The following is a 17,558-nucleotide window of genomic DNA, read 5'->3' on the forward strand; positions in this document are numbered from 1 at the left end:
GTCAAGCTAGCGAGTCGGGGTGCTACTTCTTGGCCTCGTCGATGGCAGCCTTCGATGCCTGTTTGAACTGCTCCACACCGGTGGTGAGGATGGCGCCAATCAATTCGCCGATGGTGTTGGCGTTGTAGCCGACATCGTCGGGGTTCATCAACCGCGAGTAGATGTGTTCATAGCTTTCCGGGGACAGATGGTTAGCGATGAACAGTCCGCTCAGGTCGTTCTGCATCTTGGGTGGAACGTACTTGCCCATTCCCATCGACAGCGCTGACATCGCCTGCGGGGTGGGGACACGGATGCCGAGCTTGTCGCCACCGAACTCGAGGAAATCGTGCGCCCACTGGTCGGCTTTGGCGACATCGGTGCTCGGGCGGACCGCCGGAAGCCCGTCACCGGCAACCGGTTCGGCGACAACCTCCGGATCGGGTGCGGCGGTGGCCTGCTCGAGGTCGGCGGCCGGAATCGGTTCGAGTACAGCAGGAGGAACGGAAGGCGTTGCGGTGCTCTCCGAGGCGAAGGTGGTCATGGCGCCTAGCGTGCCGAGACGGGGTGCACGGTCAGCGTTCCCGTGATGCCACCCGCATGCCCGCGTTGCGCAGGAATGGGCGCGCCTTCGTTCCCGGGTGGCGCACCAGTTTCGCGTACACGGTGCGCCCACCAATCTGGAACCGCAGGGCCTTGGCGTTGCGCGGACGAATCAGATGCGGCCTAGTCCCTTCATGCACATAGAGCGCATAGTCGGCGTCGTCGCGGACATTCCCGGAAATCGTTCGGGGCCCGGTGAAACCGATCTGCCCCTCTGTGACCTGGCGGCCCAGATTGCCGGTGCGCACTGGCGCATCCGCGCGCGCCTGGTTGGCGATACGCCGTTGCAGCGACGTCATCCGGCGCCGGCCGAACGTCCGTGTCTGGTCGTTGAGCTCATGCTCGTTGAGCTCGAAATGCGCTCTAACGCTCGCCACTGGCCTGCTGCCAGATCTCGCGCAACTCATCGCGCGTCTTGCCTTCGGTCACCCCGAGGCCCTTGCTGGCGATGAACTCCGCCCAGTCCTCGCGGCTGGCGTTGCCCGCTGGCACAGCGCATTCGGAAGGATCCTGCGTTTCAGTGCCAGCGTCGTCGCGGTGGCGCTCGGCCGGATCGGCGGGCGCGCTGAGGCCTTCGGCAGTGCCCGCGTCGTCGCCCGCAGGGCTGTCGGGTTCCTCGAGGCTGCCGGCCACCACGATAGCGCCGCCGATCTTGACCAGCTTGCGGATGTCGTCGGTGACGGCCACCGTGCTGCGCACACCCCGGGCCAGACGGTCGGTCGGTGTCAGACTGCCCTCAATCGTGACGTAATGCCCCACAGCACACCCTCTCTCAGAACGAAACGTAGGCCATGCCGGTCCACGCGATCAGCCCACCGTCGGGCCCGTCGGGCGCGATGGTATCGGTGGCCACTGCATACCCGTCGCGGCGCAACCGGGCCGCCGCAGCACACAACACTGTCTCGAGGCGCCACGAATCATCCAAACTGATCTCAGCCTCGCGGGCGATCGTGTCCCAATCCGGTTCGGCCTCCATCTCGGTACAACGGGCAACACCAATCTCGACACCAAGAACCCGTTTCACATCGGCGTCGGCGCACGTCTGGCCACCGGTGAATGCCGCCGGAAAATCCTTGATACGGGCCCGATACCGCATGGCAACCCGAACCCACAGAAATGGGCCGCTCTCGCAACCCAGGAACGGCACCCACGACTTCGGGACACCTCCGTCGCTGGCGAAAAACCGCACAGCGGGAACAACATCAACCTCCGGTGGCGGGCATCGGCTGCTCGGGTCGTAGCCCTGTCGCAGCGCGGAGATGAACACGTTCACGATATCGCTGGCCGAGTCGCGGCACTGAGGCGCGCTCACAGCACCTCCGGTGCAGCCATGAGGTGGTTGGGGTTGACCGCCGCCAGCCACAGGTCGACCTCCGATAGGCCGGTCTTGCCGTTGGCGTAGACGTCGCGAGGGTCATACACCTCGTAGTTGACCCCTTGCCGCGCGACGCTGCGGACATTGCGGGGCAGCCGGCATTTTCCGCCGGCGCAGGCGGCCAGGAATTCCTTGGCCAGCAGGCCTGTCAGCTTGTCCACACCGTCCGGGGGCGGGTAGCCGCGGGTGTAGGTGAGCGACCATGTTCCGGGCTCCCCGAGCGGGGCGCCCAGGTCCTGGCGCGGCCAGGCACCGCCCGTGCGGTACAGGGCGTTTCCCTCCAACTGGTATCCGGACGGATCCAGCACGGCGCCCTCGATCGTCACCGACACGATCGCATCGACCGGTCCGGGTAGGTGCACCACTCGCGGACCGGACACCGAGCAGCCGCCGATGCAGCCGCACGGCCAGCTCACCCAGTGTCCGGCATCAAGGGTCAGGATGACCGAGCCGTAACCGAATCCCTGTGCGTAGGTGGGGCATGGGCGCACCGTGGTCTCGCACGCACCGAACTGGCGGCCCGACAGCGACCACAGAACCTGCACCGCGATGTCTTCAGCATTGTTGCGCGCCAGCAGCGCGTGATCGTAGGCCGAACGCTCCTCGGGCGTTGGGGTGTCGCCGAGCTCGGGAAGTGGCGGCAGACAGCTCCGGTCGATCGGCCAATCGCAGGACATGTCGCACACGGTAGGAGTCAGGGGTGCTCACCAATGACGAACCGCCCCGGGGCCGCAGCACCCAGGGCGGTTCGCTTGTCGGATTTCTTCTACGCCGGCGTGACGGTGGCGGCGCCACCGGTGAGGCCAGTGCTGTCGGCGGACAGGACACCCAACGCCGGATCGAGTTTGACGGCGTAGTTGCCCGCCGTGCCCGTGACCTGGACCTGGCCGACCTCGACGCTGGGCAGCGCCTCGATCGCGGACTGCACCGCGGCCGGCAGCGCCGTGTGGGCGATGTTCGCGGTCGGGTCAGTGCCGACCAACAGCTTGAAATTGCCCGTACCGGCGACCGCGACCGTGTACGCCTTGGCATCGCAGATCGGCTGCGGCGGAGCGATATCGGCCGCGTCGGCACCGAAGTAGGCCTTACCCGGGCCGGTGAAGATCGACTGGACCGCCAGCTCGCACGCGCCGCCGTCGGTGGGCTTGGGCGGAGCCACCGGAGTGCGGAACAGCAGCAGGTGGTTGTCGTCGTCCTTGTCGTACATCGGCACCAGCAGACGCCCGGGGGTTCCGGTGTTGTCGGTGGCTGCCACGTTGTATGGGCCGCGGCCCCAGTGCTTGGGCTCGATGGTGCGACCCGTCAGGGTGAAGTTCGATGCCTCCGCAGCGACCGGGATTGCGCCTGAGACGAACTGGTTTCCCGCGAACGCCAGGTAGCCGTACTGCTTACCGGAGGCTGCGGCCGAAAATATCGAGTCATCGACCGGAGGTGGGCAGTCGTCGTCGCCCTGACCGCCAGTCCATAGCTCAAACATGGCGCCGGACTGGTCATCGACCGACTTGCGGTCGCGGACACCGATCGGCTTGCCGTCGTAGTCGAGCACCCGAGTCCACGCGAGGATCAGTGCCCACAAGTCCGGGTCGACGCCGCAGAGCTGCAGTTCGATATTCCACCAACGGCGCTCAGCGGGGGTGAGGTCACTGATGCACTCCTTGCCCGCGGCGTTCTCCTGGGTGATCTCGTTGGCGTCCTTCATGTTCGGGTCAAGGTTGGCCCGAATGAAGCCGTCGGTGACGATGCGGTTTGCGTTGCCTTGGATGGGCTTGCCGCACGCGTCCACTTTGGTTACGCGGAGCGCATAGCCCTTAACGACTGCGAATGCCATGTGCTGGCTTCCTCCTGCTATCAGGCGCTTCGCGCCGGTCGGTTTCGGTTTTCCGAGGCTGTGGCGAACAGTAAGAGGGCAGGGTGCATCAACGGGCCTTGCTTAACTCATCGACGCGGTGGGTCAATCCCCGGAGCTCGCCGCGTACTTCGGCGACCGCCAGCTCGGTGCGCTGGGCGATCTCAACAACCAGGTCCATGTCCGAACGCAATGGCGCCTTGCCGCCGTGTCCGTTGACCACCTGGGCGTTGGTCGCCGCGACACCGGTCTTGACCTCGTTCATGTCGTGCGCGCTTTTGCGCTGCCGCCACAAGATGACGCCGCTGACTCCGGCGGTCACGAGCGAGGGCATGCCGATGATCAGCAGACCAGCCAACCCCCATCCATTCTTGGGCTCGTAGAGCTCAGCGACGGCGGTCAGTGAATTGTCAAGGAGCCCAAGCAGGCTCACAACGTGCCGTCTTTGCGCTGTCGGCTGAGCATCATGCCCGCTGTGCTGGTTCCACCGAAGCCAAAGACGTTGGCGGCCAGGTCCAGCCACACAGGGGCGTGTTCAGGCGCAATCATCTTGTACGCGACGGCCACCGCTATCGCGGCCACCGCAATGCCGTACAGCCATTGGCGCCGCCGGGGTGTCAACTCGGGCAGCTTCATCACTTACCTGCCTCTGCGATTGCGTCGAGCACTGCCGCCTTGTTCGGCAGCTCCAGAGTGTCGAGTCCCTTGGACGCGGCGTAGGCATCCAGATCGGGGCGCTTCCAATCCAACTCCGGCTCGCCGTCCGGCCATGCCTGCGCGGCGGGTTCGGTGACCGCCGCGATCGGCTCCAGCTGTGTCGTCCCGTCGGGGTTCACGATCTCGGGGAGGATCTCGTATGGTCCGCCAGTGTCCTGCGTGATCAATTCGGTGAAGGTCCCGTCAGTGGGCGCCTCGATGCCCTGCTTGGGGATTCCGTCACCGGGGACGACGTAGCCGGGATCGAGCTGCACCAGCACTGAGTCGCCGCTCGACGCGCTGCCAGGCGTGATCAGACCACCGTTCGCAAACACCGGCTCGTCGGCCTCGTCGAGCAGTCCGGCCTCGCGGGCGTTGCCCTCCGGCACCACGTACACCGGCCGGGGACCAGAGCGGGTCAGCTTCTCGATCGCATCCGGGGGCGTACCGACCTCCAACAGTTTGGCGAGCCCCGGGCCGCGCAAGGCCTTGTCCACGAAATCGATTGTGGCGAAACCATCCTCGACCACAACCTCTACACCTACAGGCATGACGTCATCCCCTTCTACGTGATGTTCACGGCGCCGATCAGCGCCTCATATCCGACGACCAATGACCGCTCCGAGATGGCCTTGAATTCGTTGTGCTGCAGGCTGGGAGCAACCCGCAGAGCCACCGGTCCGCGCCACCCATAGGTGGGACTGGTGGCCACGAGCTTTGAACCCAGCCCACTGACGTAGCCGCCACCGACCACCCACGTGTTGCCCAGCGGAGACACCATCCGCCCGTTGTTGAAACGGATCAAATTTGCCTGTGCAGCAGACGCTGCCAACTCCGCCGAGGCGTGGATATACCCGACGGTTCCGGTGTCGGCGATCATCCCCTCGATGGCACCGACGGCTGCCACGATCCCCGTCTTGGAGACGAGGGTGCCTGCGTCAGCGAGCATTCGGGCCGCCAGCGCCTTCTCCGTCTGGACTGGTTCCAGCAGGCGATGAACCTGCTGTGCCCTGGCACCGACCTCGTCACGGCTTCGCTTGAGTAGGTCGCATTCGTCGGATGCAAACGTTGTCTGCGCAATGTAGGTATCCGGAAACTCCGGCCGCTCACCATCTTTGACGTCCGTCGCGGTCAGCTGTGATTCTGTCGCGTTCCAGGGTGCTGTCCAGACGCCGAACTGAGTGCCGCCGCCGTAGTTGAACACCCGGAACTCGACACCGGACGGCAGCCATCGCAGCGGCCCGGACTCGTCGACCCACTGGGTAGCCGGAACGAGTCCGATAGGCGCAGGGTTGACCAGCGGCGTGTCGAACGGCACCGGGGAAAGTGCTGCGGTCATTTTCTAGCGATCCTCTCTGCCGGGAAGACGGGCGGCGTGAATGCCTCGGATACTCACGCCGCCCGCCTCGTCCTATGCGATTCGCCGGGATCCGCTACGGGGTCGCAGGCGGCGTATTGCACGCCACGTACTGACGAGCCCCAATGGCACCCGACACGCAGATCGGCAGTCGCACAACGATCGACTGATCGCACCGCTTGCCCACCTGGAGCGAATCCTCGGTGAACACATGGGTGTACTGGTTGAGCTGCAACTGCTGCAACGGGTACTGCACACCCAGCGTGATGACCTCGTTCAGCGACCGGAACCACGTACCAGCCGGGAACAGCATCACGTCGACCGTGGCCGGGTAGACCACCGAGGCCATGTTGCCCGGCTGGCCCGCCCCACGGGTTTGCCAATCCACCACGTACTGCAGGTAGATATTCCGGACCGCCAGCCAATTGTCGATCTCGACGTTAGTGACGGCTAGGAAATCCTTACCTTCACGCAACGCGAGATCGGCGCGGTAGACGCTACGGAGCCATACCGGCGCAACACCTTCAATCGTGGCGTCACCCTTGAGGCCCTTGTTGTACCGCAGGTTGTCGGCCTGGAACTCGAGGCCGTTCAGCGCGCCGCTTGTAGCGCCGAGCACCGAGGTGGGCGGCACAACGATCGCGGTGCCCGACCCGGCCACCATCTTGCCGATGGACAGCTGCGAGACTCGGTGCTGGTGAGCGACCTGGATCTGCTCTAGTGCGTTCTCGATAGCCTCCGGCCACGCTTGGCGCTGCAGGATGCCCGCCTTGGCTGCCCAGCCGATGGCCTCCAACCGGTACTCGATGAACTGGTCAGGGCAAGGCAGCTCGATGAGCTTCTTCACCGCGGTCGGGTCGCCCTGGCCGTTGACGGCCTCAAGCTCGGCTTCGGTGAAGTGCCACAGGTTGTTCAGCAGTGCCGACATGTCGGGGTTCACCGGGAAACGGACACCACCGCGCTCCATGGAGACCGGGAAGTCCGGCAGTGACAGCAGATCCGACGCCGGGGGCACGTTGCAGAACGTGTACACCTGCTCGGATGGGGCGCACCAGCCACCAGCCGCGACAAGCGCCTTGGCGTTCACCGGGCCGTGGCCCGGAATGCTGCGACCAATCTCAGCGAGCGCCGCGTACGCGTCGTGCTCGTTCTCGATCACCGGGCCAGCCACCGGCCGAGTCAGGCGCGCAACAGCCTGGGTGGCGTAGTTGCCGTCAGGGCTGGTGCCGGTGCGCTGGCGGCCGGACACAGAGCCCGACGAGACCGACGCGATCGACTGAGCGATCTCGGCGAAACCGACCTTCTCATGACCGAATTCGGCGTACTTCGCGGCCGACTGCAACATCTCCCAGCCCTTAGGCTTCTCACCGGCAGGAGTGTCGGCGGGGATATCGCTGTTGCGGACCGCACCCGCGAACTCGACCGCACGGGCGGAACCTGCGGCGGCGGTGACAGTTTCCCGTTCCTCGGCGCCAGCGGCGGTGGCAGCTTCGGCTTCGGCCACAACCTCTGCAGCAGTGCTTCCGTCTCCCTCAGCGCCGGAATCGGCGCTCTCGGTGGTGGTCTCGGCCTCAGTGGCTTCCGGATCCTTCGTCGCGGCAGCCGCGCGGGCCAGCACGTCGTTGAGCTTGTCGGCCTGCGTCTGGTCAGCGGCAACGACGGTGTCGCGGGCCTCGGTGACGGTCTTGTGCGCCTCGACGACGTATTCGGCTCGCTCGACCTCATCGGCCGTGAACTCGTGGCCTGCGGTTGAACGGGCCTGAAATACGTTGATCTCGGCGGTGATTGCGGCGGCGAGCTCGTTGAGCTCGGCGGCGGTGGCGGGCAGCTGATCGGGCAGCTTGTCGAACTTCACTGCAGTACTCCTGTTCTCAGAGTGAAAGTCTCGGTCTGTTCGATCGCTCCCCGGCACATAGCGCATGACAGGAACTCTCTTGCCGCAGAAACGTAGAGACCGTGCGTGCAGAGGGGTGCTACGCTGCCGTCGTGACCATCACCCGCCGATCATCAAGTACCTCGCGCTAACACGCTGGAGGGCTAATTCGGCTGGGCCGGAACCCCGTTGCTAACGGGTGTGATCCGATCTGTGATTGCGGTTCAATTCCGCAGCTCTCCGCTTGGGAGGGTGCCGCGGAATGGTCTGCAGCCGGCTTCGAAACCCGGGGTGCCGTGACAGGTAGGGGTTCGAGTCCTCCACCCTCCGCCGAGAAAATCAGCCGTTGGTGAGCTGCTTTATCGTGCCGCCACCGTTACGACGCTGTTCCTTCTTCGCCTCGATCAATGTCAGGAACGGCGTCACCGTCTTGTCCGGTGCGGTGTACTCGAAACCAGTCACCGTCGCTCCGGACGAAGTAACAGACCCTGCACGGGTACCTCTCCGGCAGCCGCACCCCATCAGACACGCTCCAACAGTTGGCTCATACGTTCCGCTGGCGACGGCTCCGGCGGCGGATCCCCCACAGCCACACGCGCCCGCGCCAACACCGCGGTGCGCCGCTGAGCCAACTCCACAGCCTGCGAAGATTCCACCAGAGCCTCGGAGACAGCGGCTTTCAGGTCTGCGCGCATGTCTTCACGCGAGTACACATTGCGTCCCGCCGCACCTGGCCGCGGCGACATCGACGCCACCATCGCTAACGGATAGCCCCGCGAGTCAGTGGTAGTCCGGCATAGGAACCCGGGAGTATTGACTGCAAGCGCGGCCACGAGTTCAAGGTTGCCTCCGTACGGGCGCCAATCGCCCGACAACGGTGCAGCCAAGCCCATCTCGATCTGCTCTGGAGTGGCCCAAGGCGCGGCGACACCGGAGAACCAGATGCCGTGCTTGTCCTCACCGACGCGGACCAGCGCGAAGCACGCCTCGGCGTTGTCGTAGTGCGCCTGCGCCTCCGCATTGCTGACACCGGTCGTCGGTGCGTGACCAATACCTACCGTCAGCCGGCCGACCGGCAGCTCAGTGCCGTCGGAAAGGCGCACCGGTGGCGACGAGTGGAAATGCGCGTACCCGGTGCGAGAACGGGGCGGCGAAATGTGGCCGAGCCCAACAGATCGGTGCTTCTCTTTGAAGTCCGCGATGTGCCCGAAGATTCGCCCAGTCGCCGTGTCGATCGACTGCGGTGTCGGTCCCGACAGGCCGGGATCGGAGAACAGCGCCGGGTCGTACACGCGGGGCTGGAATCTCGCGGCCGCCGACGCGACGAGCGCCTTGTCACGGGGCTCGCGTTCGGCGTTGAGCACGAGGCGGGTCTGACCGAACGCCGGGATCGCGACGATCGTGGTGGCGAGTACTTCCGCCGCGGTAGTCGTATCGAGAATCGGTTTGTCCTCGTCGTAGTTCTCTTCCGTGACGACCGTGCCGTCTTCGTAGGTCCAGAACGCTGTCACGCTGCCGAGATCGACGCTCGGGTTGTTGACACCGTGACCTACGACATCAATGGCCTTGAGCGCGTTGGTGTTGTTGAGCATGTAGCCCGACGCCCGCACTTCACCGTTCTTGAGCGCGATGGACTCGATGACCCCGACGGTGACGGAACCGTAATGGCCACCCTCCATTTCCTCGCACCACTGCAACGGCATCGGGGTGTCGCGGAACGTCAGCTCGATGCCGGCGGCCAGCATCCGGCCATCCGACGTGGGTGTGCCGGTCACTGCGAACAGTTGATCGGTGAACGTCAAATAGGTCTCGGTGTCCTCGGCCATCTCGTACTCCTGTTCGCTCGGTGCGGACCAGCCGCCAGACGCCACGCGCCCAATACCGTCTTCGTTGTCGCGGGCGCGCACATTGCCCGCCTTGTCTCGACGCTCAATTTCCTCTGCCTGGGTGCGCCCATCACGGTTGACAGCCACTGAATCTCGGCCGTCGAGCCGCTCGGTGTGCCGATCCACCTCGTCGGACAGTGCCTCGTCGACGGCGAGAATGCCCACGCGGCATCGGCAGTTCTTCCACTCCGCTGGTGACGCGGACATATCGCCCGGAATGAACAGCTGCTCACCACCCACGGTGAAGTGACCCTTGAGCGGTACCCGCTGACCATCGGCAGCCCAGTGCGAAGGCCGGGTCTTGCCGTCGATCGTGCAGATCCACGTTTTCTGGAGCTCGGCGGCGTCCTCCGACAATGTCGCCGCCGCGACAACCGCATGGTTAAGCACATCCGCAGCCTGATAGCCCTGGTTACGCGCCAGATCACGCATCTCTTTCGACGACGGCTCGAGTACCTCGGCGGCCCTGGCACGCAGCACATCCGGCCGGTCCTCCGGTGACACCGACAACGTCAGCATCGGCTCCGCGAGCGCCGCCTCAACCTTCTTGCGAACCAAGCTCGTAGTGGCCGAGACACTCTCGCGCCTGATGGCCAGAAACTCGTCACGCGCAACGACCAGCGCGGGTGTGGCCTCCACGTGCCCGACAGCCTCGATCACACTGTCGCGGTTCATCATCAGCGACGCCAGCACGATCCCGAGGGCCACCGTGCTGACATCGGGTACCGCGATGTCCGCGATGGTGCCACCAAGGTCGGTGACCGTCTCATAAACGGCCACCGCCCACAAGATCCCGAGCCCCGCCACGATGATCTCTTCGGCGTGCTGGTCCCACATGGTCTGCGTCTGTACAAGAGCGTCCGGGTCCGGGGGCAGCGCAGCGGCGATCAGCGACGGCAGGACCACCTCGCGGGCGCCTGGCGCCCATCGGCGCAACGTCTCCGCGTACAGGTCACTGACCGCCGACTCGGCTTCGATTGTCCGAGACAGTGCCTCACCACGCTCGGGCCACATCAGAGCCACACCACCGACGCGACGTTGATCAGCATGTGAATCACGTTGTCCGCGATGATCAGCAGCCACACCGCCAACCAGTCGGGCCGATCTTCACCGTGTCCTGTGGCGGTGTGCGGCGGCCGGAACACTTTTGGGGCCAACTGATTTTTGAACCACACCAGGTGGCGTGCCAGGCGGTAGCGGTCGATCACCGCGTGGGTGCCGACGATCACCACCAGAGCGAGCGGCGACTGCGTGACGAACAGGAACGGCAGCCCGTAGGTCACTGCGTGCGCGATGGCGGGCCACCAACGCTTCGTCTTCTCCTGCGCCATCCAGTCGGATTGAATGAGGTAGTCCCCCACCATGTGCGCCAGTCCAACCAGGGCGATTGCGGACGCGATACCCATCAGATCACCTGCCCGTCAACGACCTGACTGGTGAGCTCCCGGCGCGCGATCCTGCGCACACTGGCCCGCACCCGCTCCGGATCAATCCCCAACCCCGCCAATGCCGGATCACTCATGATGCTGTCCCAGCCCCTAATCAGCCGCGATACCTCCGGCTCGTCGACAGGCCCCATGTAGCGGTGGTACTCGCGGGTCGGGATACCGCGCAGCCGCGCATGCTGCTGGCGATCGTTCGTCCGGACGCGACGCTTACCAGCCAGCTCCAGTGCGCGGCCGACGAGCAGATCCACGACCGCGAGCTCCACGTTGGCTCGGGCGCTGGCCTGCCCGCTGGTGCCGTCGCCCTCGGTGTCGGGCTCCTGCTGCCGGCCAGCACCGGACTCGTCGTCCTCCGCGCCGCCGCGGCCAGGCGGTAGCGCCGCGACCGGCTCAGGAAACTCGATGCCCTGCACCGATTTGTCGAGCAGCGGCAACAGATCACGCAACAGCGTGGGGTCTTGGCTGATCTTGTCCTGGGCCCATTGCTGCAAGCCCTCCAGGCTGGTGAAGTCGTACATCGCATCATCAGGTAGCCCGTAGATCCGGACCAATGTCGCGGCGGTGATGGCGCCCTTCTCGAATGCGTCCTTGGCTTCGTCGGTCAGATCGGGATCGGAAGTCAGGGCGGAGGCGTCGTACCACAGCGTGTACTTGTCCGGGTCGATGCCATCGTCTTCGAGCATGCCGCGCAGGACGCTGGCGTCGATCGCGTGGCAGATCGTTTCCATGACCGGGGCAATATGCAGATGCACGTCCTGGTCTTCGATTGCCCACGCGGACCAATGATTTCCCGTACTAAGTCCGAGCAGTCGTTCCGGGGACATATCCAAACCCATTGCCAGGCGCGCGATGGCGTCGGTGCGGGTTTCGATCGCCACCTTGGTCACTTCTTTGCCGAAGTCGATGTGGGTGACCTTCGCAAGGTGCTCGCCGGGGGCGGCCACCACAATCGGTACCAAAGCCGCGGCGCTGTTCGGATCCTTGGAGGCCGTCTCGGAGACCCGCACAATCGCTTGCTGCAGCGTCGCGGCGACCTTGCGGCCCGGCGCGGGTTGTGGCGTACCGCCGGGCTTGTCCGCAGAGACAGGCGCCTGCTGATCGGGCAGGCTCGCCTCCGACGGCACGAGCAGGATGCCGTTGTTCAACAGGCGCGAGTCGTCCGCGTTGGCGATCTTGCGTGTCGTGCGCGCGATCTCACGCAGGGGATCAAGGCACGCGCGTACCGGCGAATCCGGCGCCGTGGCGTCCTCGGCGTCGGGGTTCCATACGCGGAACATGCCGTCGCCTTCACCCTGTTTGAACTCGTGCTTGGTTCCGTCAGGCAACTTGATCGTCACGCTGTTGTTGCGTGTACCGCGCTCAATTTCCTTGCTGGTGACGGCGTACCACTTCGCCACCTTCTTGTCCTTGTCCGCGCCTGTGCCTGGCCGCATCAGGATCGCGATCCACAACTCGCCCGGAACGGTCAGCACCTCGGCGGTGCGTTTGATCAACTGCGCCTGCCCCAACCGGCCGCCCGCGATCTTGCGAACGATCTCGGTGACGCGCTGTCCTTCCCGGTTGTCCTCGGTAATGCTGCCGGTCGGCTCACCCGTGTCGGGATCGATCTCGGATGCCACGAATCGGACGCGTGAGCATGAGTTGGCGCGCCAGCCAACGTAGTAACGCAGCTCCCCGATAGTGCGGTACATCTCCCACGCTTCGGCTTGCCAGTTGTTCCGTCGGCCCAACGATCCGGCCTTGAAGATCTGCGCCGGATCGGTCACGGGACTGCTGGCCGCGGTCAGGGCGCGGGGCGCGGACGCGGTCAGTGCGCCGCCACTGCGGCGTCGAACAACACGCAGGTCTGGGGCGGCCACGTCGCAGACGGTAACTGTGCAGGGTGTTACCGGTTGTCGTCGTCATCGCCGCTGAGGATCTCGACGGGGTCAGCCGACAGCGGAGCGACCAGCCCGACGAGATACGAGCAAGCCAGCGCGACACCGAAGACGGACCACCACGGCCACCCGATGACATGTACCGGCACGACCGCAGCGGCCAGCGACAGCCAAAACCCCACACACCAGGGGCATCCGAGGAAATCGGCCAGCACGTTCCAGCGGCCCATCCGCCGCGAGTGCGCCCGCGCGGTGATCGGGTGACCGGCGGTTTGTGCCTCATCGGATGCGATCCGAGCGGTGTTAGCGCGGTGAGCGATCCACAGCCGCAACGGATCCAGAATGGTGTCGTAGTTGATGAGCCGCACGAGCCGCATCACGGCGAGCACGTAGATGATGAGGATCAGCACGGTGAGTCCGAGGCCAGTGTTCATGCTTGCGGACGCTAAGACGCTGGGGTGAAACTGATCCCGCCGAAACCGTCCTACAGATTTAGGACACTGCAGCTAGCTGCTTGGATTTGCGTTGCTCTTGCTTCCGCAGACGACCGCATTCACGGCAGAAGCTCCGGCCGCCGTGCTCGTAGACGTTGTACTTCACTCTCGGATGACCGCACCGCGGGAACAGCGAGAGCGTGCCGGCCATGTGGGCGTCGATGAGCTGATCAAGTTGCATCCGCAGACGCTCGTTGTCGGCTTGCGCATCAGTCATCTGGCGGCGAGTGGCCACGTGATCGAGGTGCTCGGCCCGCAGTTCGTCACCCAGAGCACGGGTTTCGGTGTGCAGCAGCACTGCCATCTGGGTGATTTCTTCGGCTCGGATCGCGCGGATGAGTCGCAGTGAGCAGCCTGTGCGATCCGCAATGTCTTGGGCTGTGATGCCCGCGACGGTGAGTCCGGCGACGAGCCAGGCGCGGTCGGCGGCGGACAGGTCGGTCATCTTGCGGAATGACTTCGGCGATGAGAGTGCGGCGGCAACCATCTGGTCGTCGGGCTCCCACCGCTGTGGCGCCGTCAAACCGCGCCCGGCCGAATCACGTTCAGTGACCTCACGGGCGCCACGGTAGGCCCACCGGATGGTGGAGACCAGTTTGAACGCGGCGAAACCCTAAACCGTTACGTTCCAAGTGATCCGGGTCACCAACCGTCAGTCTGGGTGCCCGCTTCTGCCCGGTTGAGCTGCTCGAGCAATCTCACTCCGGCCTCCGACACCGCGCTGGCCGGAATCACATACCCATCCCCGCGTGCGAAGAACCGCATCGTCTCCGTGAAGATCGGTGTCGGATCAGGGCCGGTGATCAGACCGCCTCGCGCGAACCTCATCAACGTCTCCCTGTCCGCGCCCAGCGCTGGCCGCGGTCCGCGCTGTCCAACAACTCGATACGGGCTGCCAACCCAGGATCCAGTGCGGCCAGCATGTCGTCGTACACACCGCGGCGTTGCAGCTCGGCGATCAGCGTCGACACCTGCCCAGCATTCGACACCGACTGCGGACTACCAACCCGCACACCAAGCGCCAACGCCAACGCCGTATCCGGGAGAGCCGCCAAACGAGCATCAATGGTTTCCGAGGCCATAGCGAGGAAAGTACGCCCACACGGTGACGAGGTCTCGCGTAAGAAAACCCGCCCTTGCATCCTCGATAGGTGAAACCCGATGAGGCGCAGCGGAGCGGGTGTTGACAGCAACCAGGCTACCCGATCTTGCGTGACATCCAATCCCCCATGTCCGTCACGGTTGCGCCAGGCGCGACGCCCTGCCCGCCACCACCGTCCGAACCGGTCGGCACAGCGATATCCCACTCCAGGCCCGCCGAATGCACACACACATCGTGCCCAATCACCAACGCCGCCAAATTATCCGGCTGATGCTGCCCTGCCTGCCATGCCGTCGCCCGGGTCTCGAACTCGGGGAAATACCCGGCCAGGCGGCAATTTCCCACCTCCAACGCCTGCAGCAGTGCGGCGCTGCGCGCGACCGCATCCCCTACCCGGGGCCTGCCCTTCGGCGGCCACGCCGACACCGCGATCGTCCGGGTCAACGTGCCGCGCTCAGTGGCGCGCGCAATCGCCTCCTTGACCACCCGCGTGTACGTCTCTCTGGCTGAGAAGCCCTCCACCGCAATCTCGCTGGCTCCCACCTCGATCGCCAGCTGCACCGACTCGCGGGCCCATTCATCCGAGGTCATCGGCGCCGATTTATCCGCGATCATCGCCACCACACCCGCGTAGGTGAGCGACGTCGCGACCAGGCCGCACGAGTCGCCGGTCCCGCTATCGGACGGATCCACGGCCACCACCGTGAATACCGGCGTCGACGGTGCCAACGACAACCGCCCATCGTCGAGCCACTTCTGCTTCACCAGGCCGCCCGCCGGGGTCTTGGGCTCCCCGCAGTAGAGCGCGAACCATACCCGCTCCCCCACTGTGCGACGGGTCGCCGCGAAATGGTCCGCCGTGAAGCCCAACGCGGACACCATCGCAACTCCCGGCGAGCGCCCCAACGCATCCAAAATCTTCGGGTCCGACACCGCCGGAATGTTCGTGCGCCGCCACCGATCCGGCTCTTGCTTCAATAACGCGCCGGCCAAATCCTCCTCATGCCAGCGCGTCATCACCAGCAGGATCGAGCCGCCCGGATGCACACGAGTCGACAACGTCGACTGAAACTCACTCAGGACCCGCTTGCGGTGCGCCTTCGAATCGGCCTCCGCCGCATCCTTGACCGGGTCGTCGATGATCATTAGGTCAGCACCAAACCCGGTCACACCGGAGTTGATGCCCGTCGCCAGCAGGCCGCCCTCGTGCCCGTCGACCCGCCAACGGCCGACCGCCGTCTTGTCCTGCGCCAGGCGGTATCCCAGGAACTCTGAGTGCTCGTTGATGATCTTGCGGACCTCACGCGAATGGGTCTGCGCGAGCTCGTCCGAGTAGGACACGATCACGATCTCCATGTCGGGGTCTTCGCTCAGCGCCCACGCCGACGTCCAGATCGCCAACAGCCGCGACTTACCCGTCCGCGGCGGGGTACTCACGGCATCACGTTCGTCGGGTTCCTTTACCGATCGGACCGCGAGATCGGATAGCAGCCGAATAGTCGGTGTCACACGGAACTTCGGATCCAGCCGACGCGCCAACTCAGCTGGACTCGCCGGCCGCCGCCTAGCACGCGCAGACCGCACATATCGGGCAGCCGCCAGAGTCAACACCGCGGACATGACGTTAGGCAGCGTTCGCGAACGACACCGGCTTACCATCGAACTCCGGCACGATCCCCGTGTGCTCCTCGAAACGCCGCAAGATCACATCGGCATACCGCGGGTCCAATTCCACAGCGAAACAACGGGACCGACGACCATGCGCCGCAATCAGCGTGGACCCCGAACCGGAGAACGGGTCGAACACAACGCCACCCGGACGCAGGCTGTTCGACAGCATCGCGTCGATCAACGCAACCGGCTTCATCGTTGGATGATCAGCATTGCGCTGTGGCTTCGGATACTGAAACACCGTCGTCGGGCGGTTATCGCCAAACCACCTCTCCCCGCCGCGCCCCAACCGGCCAGACCCTCCACCCGTGAACCCGTAGAGCACTCGTGGTCCGGCCCATCCTCGTAGTCCAGCTGCGCCGACAACACCGGCTCATGCTGATAGTGGTAGTCCGACCGGCCCATCACCATCGCGTTCTTCACCCACACCAAGTTCTGCCGCACCAGCAGCCCAGCGCTATCCAGCGCGGACTCGAACGTCACACGCTCGGTGTCCGCGTGAGCCACATACACCGGGGCGCCCGGCCGGCACACTGCGGACACCACATCGAACGCCGCCTTGAGAAGCTCGAAAAGCCCACTCGCTCCGTCATTCTGGATCCTCAGCGCCGCCTTCGTCTTTCCTACGTAGTCGACGCCGTACGGCGGATCGGTCCACACACAATCCGGCTGCACGTCACCACACAGCGCGCGCACCCCATCGAGGTCGGTAGCCGAACCAACCAGCAGCCGATGATCACCCAACGACCACAACTGTCCCGGCCGCGACACCGGTGATTCCGGCGTCGGTGGGACGTCATCCGGATCGGTCAGCGGCTCCGGCGGGAACAGGTCCCGCTCCATCGCCAACAAATCCTCCAGCGCGTACCCAGTTCCGCCCAAGTCCTCGATCGACGACAACAGCAGATACAGATCGGAAGTGTCGTACTCGCCGAGGTCAGCCAGCCGGTTATCGGCCGCCACGATCGAGCGCGCGGTGTCCTCGTCCACGTCCACGATCCCGACATCGATCGTCACCCAGCCGAGGGACCGCGCAGCCATCAGCGTGTGGTTCCCGGCCAGCACCTCGTTACGGCGGCCGGTTCGACTACCCCGGTTCACGACGATCGGCCGGTATTGGCCGTGCTTGGTCAGCGATACAGCGATTGCGCTGACAGCGCCCCGGCGCGGGTTGCCTCCGAAGGTGTGCAGGTCATCGACGGCAAGCTGGGTGTATTCGGGCACGCGCGGCAGTCTCGCAGGGAGTGATGAAACACGAACCCAGCGATTCCGCACCTACCGAAGTCCTCCTCGCTGAATACTACGAAGACCGGCCTTCGGTGCGCACCGAAGCCCGGATGTGAGGCGTAAGGGG

22 protein-coding genes are annotated in these 17,558 nt (G+C 65.0%); all 22 read right to left on the bottom strand.

The features are described from left to right. Window positions 1-22: 22 nt before the first annotated feature. The 22 genes from AB0H22_RS05625 to AB0H22_RS05730 all read right to left on the bottom strand — a co-directional run bounded on the left by AB0H22_RS05625 (window position 23) and on the right by AB0H22_RS05730 (window position 17,428). A complete protein-coding gene (locus tag AB0H22_RS05625; protein WP_358145308.1) occupies window positions 23-523 on the bottom strand; it encodes a hypothetical protein in 501 nt (166 codons plus the stop codon). Between the two features lie 31 nt (window positions 524-554). Further along, entirely contained in the window at window positions 555-959 is a 405-nt protein-coding gene (locus AB0H22_RS05630; RefSeq protein ID WP_358145310.1) for an HK97 gp10 family phage protein, read from the bottom strand. Further along, window positions 946-1,341, bottom strand: coding sequence for a hypothetical protein (locus AB0H22_RS05635; protein ID WP_358145312.1), 396 nt, complete (start codon window positions 1,339-1,341; stop codon window positions 946-948). Before AB0H22_RS05635 ends, AB0H22_RS05630 begins: the two co-directional genes overlap by 14 nt. Window positions 1,342-1,354: 13 nt before the next feature. Next, window positions 1,355-1,894, bottom strand: coding sequence for a hypothetical protein (locus AB0H22_RS05640; protein ID WP_358145314.1), 540 nt, complete (start codon window positions 1,892-1,894; stop codon window positions 1,355-1,357). Then, window positions 1,891-2,634 (bottom strand): hypothetical protein, encoded by a 744-nt coding sequence (locus AB0H22_RS05645; RefSeq protein ID WP_358145316.1) that lies wholly within the window; start codon window positions 2,632-2,634, stop codon window positions 1,891-1,893. Before AB0H22_RS05645 ends, AB0H22_RS05640 begins: the two co-directional genes overlap by 4 nt. A gap of 89 nt (window positions 2,635-2,723) precedes the next feature. Next, window positions 2,724-3,785 (bottom strand): hypothetical protein, encoded by a 1,062-nt coding sequence (locus AB0H22_RS05650; RefSeq protein WP_358145318.1) that lies wholly within the window; start codon window positions 3,783-3,785, stop codon window positions 2,724-2,726. An 88-nt stretch (window positions 3,786-3,873) separates the two neighbouring features. Further along, window positions 3,874-4,236 carry a hypothetical protein gene (locus AB0H22_RS05655; RefSeq protein ID WP_358145320.1) on the bottom strand — a complete coding sequence of 121 codons (363 nt, stop codon included), beginning with the start codon at window positions 4,234-4,236 and terminating at the stop codon, window positions 3,874-3,876. Next, entirely contained in the window at window positions 4,233-4,439 is a 207-nt protein-coding gene (locus tag AB0H22_RS05660; RefSeq protein ID WP_358145322.1) for a hypothetical protein, read from the bottom strand. The genes AB0H22_RS05655 and AB0H22_RS05660 overlap by 4 nt, the downstream gene beginning before the upstream one ends. Further along, complete coding sequence (locus AB0H22_RS05665) at window positions 4,439-5,050, bottom strand: hypothetical protein (RefSeq protein ID WP_358145324.1); 612 nt, start codon at window positions 5,048-5,050, stop codon at window positions 4,439-4,441. The genes AB0H22_RS05660 and AB0H22_RS05665 overlap by 1 nt, the downstream gene beginning before the upstream one ends. 14 nt (window positions 5,051-5,064) lie before the next feature. Then, window positions 5,065-5,838 carry a hypothetical protein gene (locus tag AB0H22_RS05670; protein WP_358145326.1) on the bottom strand — a complete coding sequence of 258 codons (774 nt, stop codon included), beginning with the start codon at window positions 5,836-5,838 and terminating at the stop codon, window positions 5,065-5,067. 94 nt (window positions 5,839-5,932) lie between these two features. Further along, on the bottom strand, window positions 5,933-7,711 hold the full coding sequence (locus tag AB0H22_RS05675; RefSeq protein ID WP_358145328.1) for a major capsid protein: 1,779 nt from the start codon (window positions 7,709-7,711) through the stop codon (window positions 5,933-5,935). 357 nt (window positions 7,712-8,068) lie between these two features. Beyond that, a complete protein-coding gene (locus AB0H22_RS05680; RefSeq protein WP_358145330.1) occupies window positions 8,069-8,191 on the bottom strand; it encodes a hypothetical protein in 123 nt (40 codons plus the stop codon). 59 nt (window positions 8,192-8,250) lie between these two features. Then, window positions 8,251-10,629, bottom strand: a complete 2,379-nt coding sequence (locus AB0H22_RS05685; protein WP_358145333.1) for a hypothetical protein — start codon at window positions 10,627-10,629, stop codon at window positions 8,251-8,253. After that, complete coding sequence (locus tag AB0H22_RS05690; RefSeq protein WP_358145335.1) at window positions 10,629-11,021, bottom strand: DUF3307 domain-containing protein; 393 nt, start codon at window positions 11,019-11,021, stop codon at window positions 10,629-10,631. The genes AB0H22_RS05685 and AB0H22_RS05690 overlap by 1 nt, the downstream gene beginning before the upstream one ends. Beyond that, a complete protein-coding gene (locus AB0H22_RS05695) occupies window positions 11,021-12,919 on the bottom strand; it encodes a hypothetical protein (protein ID WP_358145337.1) in 1,899 nt (632 codons plus the stop codon). Before AB0H22_RS05695 ends, AB0H22_RS05690 begins: the two co-directional genes overlap by 1 nt. 26 nt (window positions 12,920-12,945) lie before the next feature. Then, window positions 12,946-13,371, bottom strand: coding sequence for a DUF1360 domain-containing protein (locus AB0H22_RS05700; RefSeq protein ID WP_358145339.1), 426 nt, complete (start codon window positions 13,369-13,371; stop codon window positions 12,946-12,948). A 58-nt stretch (window positions 13,372-13,429) separates the two neighbouring features. Next, window positions 13,430-13,954 (bottom strand): hypothetical protein, encoded by a 525-nt coding sequence (locus AB0H22_RS05705; protein ID WP_358145341.1) that lies wholly within the window; start codon window positions 13,952-13,954, stop codon window positions 13,430-13,432. 119 nt (window positions 13,955-14,073) lie between these two features. Beyond that, a complete protein-coding gene (locus tag AB0H22_RS05710) occupies window positions 14,074-14,259 on the bottom strand; it encodes a hypothetical protein (RefSeq protein ID WP_358145343.1) in 186 nt (61 codons plus the stop codon). Continuing rightward, complete coding sequence (locus AB0H22_RS05715) at window positions 14,259-14,513, bottom strand: hypothetical protein (protein WP_358145345.1); 255 nt, start codon at window positions 14,511-14,513, stop codon at window positions 14,259-14,261. Before AB0H22_RS05715 ends, AB0H22_RS05710 begins: the two co-directional genes overlap by 1 nt. A 116-nt stretch (window positions 14,514-14,629) precedes the next feature. Further along, window positions 14,630-16,153 carry a terminase family protein gene (locus AB0H22_RS05720; RefSeq protein WP_358145348.1) on the bottom strand — a complete coding sequence of 508 codons (1,524 nt, stop codon included), beginning with the start codon at window positions 16,151-16,153 and terminating at the stop codon, window positions 14,630-14,632. A 4-nt stretch (window positions 16,154-16,157) separates the two neighbouring features. Then, the gene (locus AB0H22_RS05725) at window positions 16,158-16,400 is read right to left on the bottom strand and encodes a DNA methyltransferase (protein WP_358145350.1); all 243 of its coding nucleotides are present in this window, start codon (window positions 16,398-16,400) and stop codon (window positions 16,158-16,160) included. After that, entirely contained in the window at window positions 16,397-17,428 is a 1,032-nt protein-coding gene (locus tag AB0H22_RS05730; RefSeq protein WP_358145352.1) for a ParB N-terminal domain-containing protein, read from the bottom strand. The genes AB0H22_RS05725 and AB0H22_RS05730 overlap by 4 nt, the downstream gene beginning before the upstream one ends. Window positions 17,429-17,558: the final 130 nt, after the last annotated feature.

Source organism: Mycobacterium sp. NPDC050853 (genome assembly GCF_040653875.1).
Classification (GTDB): Bacteria; Actinomycetota; Actinomycetes; order Mycobacteriales; family Mycobacteriaceae; genus Mycobacterium.